Source organism: uncultured Nocardioides sp., assembly GCF_947488025.1.
Classification (GTDB): Bacteria; Actinomycetota; Actinomycetes; order Propionibacteriales; family Nocardioidaceae; genus Nocardioides.
On the sequence record NZ_CANKYS010000037.1, the window covers coordinates 1 to 1,030 of the forward strand.

Sequence of the window (1,030 nt, forward strand, 5' to 3'; positions counted from 1 at the left end):
TGAACCGCCCCGGCATGTCCGGAGACTTTCTAGTTTGAGACTCCAGCTGTTGCTGGGGTCTGGTGGTGAGCGTAGTGAGCGGCCTCGGCTTCGACTGGTGTGAGGTCGTCGCAGTACTCGAAGGGCCGGCGATGGTTGAACCAGTCGACCCACTCGGCGGTCGCGATCTCGAGGTCGTCGAGCCCCTTCCATGGCCGACGTGGCTTGATCAGCTCGGTCTTGTAGAGCCCGATCACGGACTCGGCCAGGGCGTTGTCATACGAGGAGCCCACGGCCCCAGTCGAGGGCTTGATCTCGGCAGCGTCGAGCCGCTCGGAGTAGGCCACGGACATGTACTGCACTCCGTGGTCGTGGTGCGCGATCAGCCCGGTGAGGTCCTTGCCCTCACGGCCGCGGGTCCACACGGCCTGCTCGACCGCGTCCACGACGAGCTGGCTGGTCATCGTGGTCGCCACCGACCAGCCCAGGATCCGCCGGGCGTAGGCATCGATGACGAACGCGGTGTAGCACCAGCCCGACCATGTCGAGACATAGGTGAAGTCCGCAACCCAGAGGCGATCTGGCGCCAGCGGTGCGAAGTTACGGTTCACCAGGTCCAGCGGCTTCGGCGCCTTCGGGTCGCTGATCGTGGTGCGCTTGACCTTCCCGCGCACCGCGCCCTGAAGCCCCAGCTCGCCCATCAGCCGCTCGACGGTGCAGCGCGCGATCGGCGGCTCATCGTCCGGGCGCTCGCGGTTCAGGGTCAGCCACACCTTCCGAGCGCCGTAGACGCCGAAGTTCGACGCGTGCACAGCGGCGATCCTCGGCTTCAGTACCTCGTCCCGTTCCTCGCGGGACGTCGCCTTGCGCGCACGGTGCTCGTAGTAGGTCGCGGGGGCGATCCTCGCGCCCAGCTCGGTGAGCTGCTCGCAGATCGACTCGACACCCCATCGCAGACCGTCGCCGTCGCGGACACCGACGTGCTCGTCGATGTAGGCCACGATCAGCGCTGTGGCCGGTCGAGTTCGGCCGCGAAGAAAACCGATGCGGA

Annotated in this window: 1 protein-coding gene; it reads right to left on the minus strand. The window is 66.9% G+C overall.

Annotated features, from left to right (window positions below):
• Positions 1-29: 29 nt before the first annotated feature.
• The coding region (locus Q1B24_RS21780) for an IS3 family transposase (RefSeq protein WP_299933076.1) at positions 30-1,030 on the minus strand (1,001 nt) is incomplete at its 5' end.